Genomic DNA, 5,838 nt, shown 5'->3' with positions numbered 1-5,838 from the left:
ATAAAAAACACCCCCTCTGCGCTAGCGGAGGGGGTGTTTAGTATTTAAAAGCTGGCGATGACTTACTCTCACATGGCAAACGCCACACTACCATCAGCGCTAAGAGGTTTCACTTCTGAGTTCGGGAAGGGATCAGGTGGTTCACTCTTGCTATTGTCGCCAGCAAACTGTTTTGGCTTTCGGTGGTCTTACTCTTGAACTTAGTTTTAAGTTCTTTGCCACTTAGTACCGAAAGAGTTATTAACGGATTAGATTATTGGGTCTGTATTGTAACTAGATTTCACACTAAATCAAGTTGTGTATTGAATTTATCTTGAGTACAACAACTGTTTGGGTGTTGTATAGTCAAGCCTCACGAGCAATTAGTATTGGTCAGCTTCACACGTCACCGTGCTTCCACACCCAACCTATCAACGTCCTAGTCTCGAACGGCTCTTTAGAGGAATAAATTCCTAGGGAAATCTTATCTTGAGGTAGGCTTCCCGCTTAGATGCTTTCAGCGGTTATCCCTTCCGAACATAGCTACCCGGCGATGCGACTGGCGTCACAACCGGTACACCAGAGGTTCGTCCACTCTGGTCCTCTCGTACTAGGAGCAGATCCTCTCAAATTTCCAGCGCCCACGGTAGATAGGGACCGAACTGTCTCACGACGTTCTAAACCCAGCTCGCGTACCTCTTTAAATGGCGAACAGCCATACCCTTGGGACCTGCTTCAGCCCCAGGATGAGATGAGCCGACATCGAGGTGCCAAACACCGCCGTCGATATGAACTCTTGGGCGGTATCAGCCTGTTATCCCCAGAGTACCTTTTATCCGTTGAGCGATGGCCCTTCCATACAGAACCACCGGATCACTAAGACCTACTTTCGTACCTGCTCGACTTGTGGGTCTCGCAGTTAAGCGCGCTTTTGCCTTTATACTCTACGCGTGATTTCCGACCACGCTGAGCGCACCTTCGTACTCCTCCGTTACTCTTTAGGAGGAGACCGCCCCAGTCAAACTACCCACCAGACATGGTCCTCGCCCCGGATTACGGGGCAGAGTTAGAACCTCAACATTACCAGGGTGGTATTTCAAGGACGGCTCCATTGGAACTAGCGTTCCAACTTCAAAGCCTCCCACCTATCCTACACAAGTAAGGTCAAAGTTCAATGTCAAGCTGCAGTAAAGGTTCACGGGGTCTTTCCGTCTAGCCGCGGGTACACTGCATCTTCACAGCGATTTCGATTTCACTGAGCCTCTGCTGGAGACAGCGCCGCCATCATTATGCCATTCGTGCAGGTCGGAACTTACCCGACAAGGAATTTCGCTACCTTAGGACCGTTATAGTTACGGCCGCCGTTTACTGGGGCTTCGATCAAGAGCTTCGCTTACGCTAACCCCATCAATTAACCTTCCAGCACCGGGCAGGCATCACACCCTATACGTCCACTTTCGTGTTTGCAGAGTGCTATGTTTTTAATAAACAGTTGCAGCGGCCTGGTTTCTGTGGCTGCCAATAGCTCAGGGAGCAAGTCCCATCACCGTCAGCAGCGTACCTTCTCCCGAAGTTACGGTACCATTTTGCCTAGTTCCTTCAGCAGAGTTCTCTCAAGCGCTTTGGTCTACTCGACCTGACCACCTGTGTCGGTTTCGGGTACGATTCCTGTGTAACTGAAGCTTAGAGACTTTTCCTGGAAGCATGGTATCAGCCACTTCACTGTACAAGTACAGCTTGCTATCAGTTCTCAGCATAGAGTACCCCGGATTTGCCTAAGATACATGCCTACAACCTTCCACCTGGACAACCAACGCCAGGCTGACTTAACCTTCTCCGTCCTCTCATCGCATTACACAGAAGTATTGGAATATTAACCAATTTCCCATCGACTACGCCTCTCGGCCTCGCCTTAGGGGTCGACTCACCCAGCCCCGATTAACGTTGGACTGGAACCCTTGGTCTTTCAGCGAACGGGTTTTTCACCCGTTTTGTCGTTACTCACGTCAGCATTCGCACTTCTGATACCTCCAGCATACTTCTCAATACACCTTCATCGGCTTACAGAACGCTCCCCTACCACTTGACTAATGTCAAATCCGCAGCTTCGGCACATAGTTTTAGCCCCGTTACATCTTCCGCGCAGGCCGACTCGACTAGTGAGCTATTACGCTTTCTTTAAAGGGTGGCTGCTTCTAAGCCAACCTCCTAGCTGTCTATGCCTTCCCACATCGTTTCCCACTTAACTATGATTTTGGGGCCTTAGCTGGCGGTCTGGATTGTTTTCCTCTTGACTACGGACGTTAGCACCCGCAGTCTGTCTCCCGGATAGTACTCATTGGTATTCGGAGTTTGCATCGGTTTGGTAAGTCGGGATGACCCCCTAGCCGAAACAGTGCTCTACCCCCAATGGTATTCGTCCGAGGCGCTACCTAAATAGCTTTCGGGGAGAACCAGCTATCACCAGGCTTGATTAGCCTTTCACCCCTATCCACAAGTCATCCCCTGGCTTTTCAACGACAGTGGGTTCGGTCCTCCAGTTAGTGTTACCCAACCTTCAACCTGCTCATGGATAGATCGCCTGGTTTCGGGTCTATACCCAGCAACTAAACGCCCTATTAAGACTCGATTTCTCTACGGCTCCCCTATACGGTTAACCTTGCTACTGAATATAAGTCGCTGACCCATTATACAAAAGGTACGCAGTCACCGAACAAGTCGGCTCCCACTGCTTGTATGCATGCGGTTTCAGGATCTATTTCACTCCCCTCACAGGGGTTCTTTTCGCCTTTCCCTCACGGTACTGGTTCACTATCGGTCAGTCAGGAGTATTTAGCCTTGGAGGATGGTCCCCCCATATTCAGACAAGGTTTCACGTGCCTCGCCCTACTCGTCATCATTATGTGTGCCCTTTCGTGTACGGGAATATCACCCTCTACGTTCGCACTTCCCAGAGCGTTCCACTAGAACACACACAACTTAATGGGCTGCTCCCCGTTCGCTCGCCGCTACTAAGGGAATCTCAATTGATTTCTTTTCCTAAGGGTACTGAGATGTTTCACTTCCCCTCGTTCGCTTCATAAGCCTATGTATTCAGCTTATGATACCCGCCTTATAGCGGGTGGGTTCCCCCATTCAGAAATCTCCGGATCAAAGGATATTTGCCGCCTCCCCGGAGCTTATCGCAGGCTATTACGTCTTTCATCGCCTCTGACTGCCAAGGCATCCACCACATGCACTTAATTACTTGACTATACAACCCCAAACAGTCGTTAACACATACAAGTGAGTGTTATCGTTGCAAACTTAATTGCTACTATTCGTTGTCTGTGAACTTAATCACCGTACAGCTTCAATCTAAATTCATATACCAAAACGCTTGATTCAGTGTTTTTGCTAGTTCTCATTTCATTCAAATTAAACATAGGAATGTTTAAATCAAAGAATGAGTGAACAATTTATTTCAGACTCAATTTTCTAATCTGTTAATGATTAACTACCGCCTCGTCAGCGAGTAGTAAACTGTGATAAATCACAGAGATTAATAAACCAGTCAACTTGGACTGTATTCACTAAACTCTATAATCTTCTTAGCTTTGAATTAAGTTCGTTTTACAAACTCTTTTAATTCATGGTGGAGACTAGGAGAGTCGAACTCCTGACCTCCTGCGTGCAAAGCAGGCGCTCTACCAACTAAGCTAAGTCCCCAGCTTATCACTTAATGAACGACATATCTTTCAATCTAAGCTACTGCAATCAGATTTGGTGGGTCTGACAAGACTTGAACTTGTGACCCCACGCTTATCAAGCGTGTGCTCTAACCAACTGAGCTACAGACCCTCAGATACATCTTCGAAGAACAACTTGTTGTGGATTCTTACCGATCGTCAATCTTTCGTTAAGGAGGTGATCCAGCCGCAGGTTCCCCTACGGCTACCTTGTTACGACTTCACCCCAGTCATCGGCCACACCGTGGTAAGCGTCCTCCTTGCGGTTAGACTACCTACTTCTGGTGCAACAAACTCCCATGGTGTGACGGGCGGTGTGTACAAGGCCCGGGAACGTATTCACCGCGGCATTCTGATCCGCGATTACTAGCGATTCCGACTTCATGGAGTCGAGTTGCAGACTCCAATCCGGACTACGATCGGCTTTTTGAGATTAGCATCCTATCGCTAGGTAGCAACCCTTTGTACCGACCATTGTAGCACGTGTGTAGCCCTGGCCGTAAGGGCCATGATGACTTGACGTCGTCCCCGCCTTCCTCCAGTTTGTCACTGGCAGTATCCTTAAAGTTCCCATCCGAAATGCTGGCAAGTAAGGAAAAGGGTTGCGCTCGTTGCGGGACTTAACCCAACATCTCACGACACGAGCTGACGACAGCCATGCAGCACCTGTATCTAGATTCCCGAAGGCACCAATCCATCTCTGGAAAGTTTCTAGTATGTCAAGGCCAGGTAAGGTTCTTCGCGTTGCATCGAATTAAACCACATGCTCCACCGCTTGTGCGGGCCCCCGTCAATTCATTTGAGTTTTAGTCTTGCGACCGTACTCCCCAGGCGGTCTACTTATCGCGTTAGCTGCGCCACTAAAGCCTCAAAGGCCCCAACGGCTAGTAGACATCGTTTACGGCATGGACTACCAGGGTATCTAATCCTGTTTGCTCCCCATGCTTTCGTACCTCAGCGTCAGTATTAGGCCAGATGGCTGCCTTCGCCATCGGTATTCCTCCAGATCTCTACGCATTTCACCGCTACACCTGGAATTCTACCATCCTCTCCCATACTCTAGCTTCCCAGTATCGAATGCAATTCCCAAGTTAAGCTCGGGGATTTCACATCCGACTTAAAAAGCCGCCTACGCACGCTTTACGCCCAGTAAATCCGATTAACGCTCGCACCCTCTGTATTACCGCGGCTGCTGGCACAGAGTTAGCCGGTGCTTATTCTGCGAGTAACGTCCACTATCCAGTAGTATTAGTACTAGTAGCCTCCTCCTCGCTTAAAGTGCTTTACAACCAAAAGGCCTTCTTCACACACGCGGCATGGCTGGATCAGGCTTCCGCCCATTGTCCAATATTCCCCACTGCTGCCTCCCGTAGGAGTCTGGGCCGTGTCTCAGTCCCAGTGTGGCGGATCATCCTCTCAGACCCGCTACAGATCGTCGCCTTGGTAGGCCTTTACCCCACCAACTAGCTAATCCGACTTAGGCTCATCATTTAGCGCAAGGTCCGAAGATCCCCTGCTTTCTCCCGTAGGACGTATGCGGTATTAGCATTCCTTTCGGAATGTTGTCCCCCACTAAATGGCAGATTCCTAAGCATTACTCACCCGTCCGCCGCTAAGATAAGGTGCAAGCACCTCATCTCCGCTCGACTTGCATGTGTTAAGCCTGCCGCCAGCGTTCAATCTGAGCCATGATCAAACTCTTCAGTTTAAAATCATTAGTAGCTTATGGCTACAAATCTTGGCTCATCAATTTTCTGACTAAAAATTCGCTCAAATAAACTTCGAGAAATTTCTACCATTCAATCAATGAAATATTTTCGATCGATCAACCAGTAAAAATCCACACAAGTTGTTCTTCTATCCGTAGAATTTCTGCGCCTTGTAGCCCTTCTTTGATTGGAATCAATGAATGTGTGGTGATTGCACCTGAGTTAATCATTGGGTTTTTAGGACGGCGATCGTTCCCAAGAGAAATCTCATTGAATGCTTCGCCAGGAGGTTCAACGCCCACTTTGTCTAATACCGCATCTATTCCAAGCTTTTGTAGCACATATGCATAAGTAAAAGGTTTAGACATGGATTGAATCGTAAACTCGATCTCATCATCGCCCACCGAATAGATTTCACCATC

General features: G+C 48.5%; 2 tRNA genes, 3 rRNA genes and 1 pseudogene. All 6 read right to left on the bottom strand.

Features of this window, described 5'->3' with window-relative positions:
• Positions 1-49: 49 nt before the first annotated feature.
• Positions 50-164, bottom strand: a 5S ribosomal RNA gene (rrf, locus tag AAV96_RS00675).
• 177 nt (positions 165-341) lie between these two features.
• A 23S ribosomal RNA gene (locus AAV96_RS00670) occupies positions 342-3,232 on the bottom strand.
• A gap of 379 nt (positions 3,233-3,611) precedes the next feature.
• Positions 3,612-3,687 (bottom strand) — tRNA-Ala (locus tag AAV96_RS00665).
• 55 nt (positions 3,688-3,742) lie between these two features.
• A tRNA-Ile gene (locus tag AAV96_RS00660) sits at positions 3,743-3,819 on the bottom strand.
• Positions 3,820-3,878: 59 nt separating this feature from the next.
• Positions 3,879-5,415 (bottom strand): 16S ribosomal RNA (locus tag AAV96_RS00655).
• The 16S, 23S and 5S rRNA genes sit together here with 2 tRNA genes alongside, the layout of an rRNA operon.
• Before the next feature lie 153 nt (positions 5,416-5,568).
• A pseudogene (locus tag AAV96_RS00650) lies at positions 5,569-5,838 on the bottom strand (glutaminase); the annotation flags it as partial.

Source organism: Acinetobacter sp. AG1, from assembly GCF_001005525.1.
Lineage (GTDB): Bacteria > Pseudomonadota > Gammaproteobacteria > Pseudomonadales > Moraxellaceae > Acinetobacter > Acinetobacter modestus.
The sequence above is the reverse complement of the archived record's forward strand: the minus strand, read 5'-3'. Positions and strand labels throughout refer to the sequence as shown.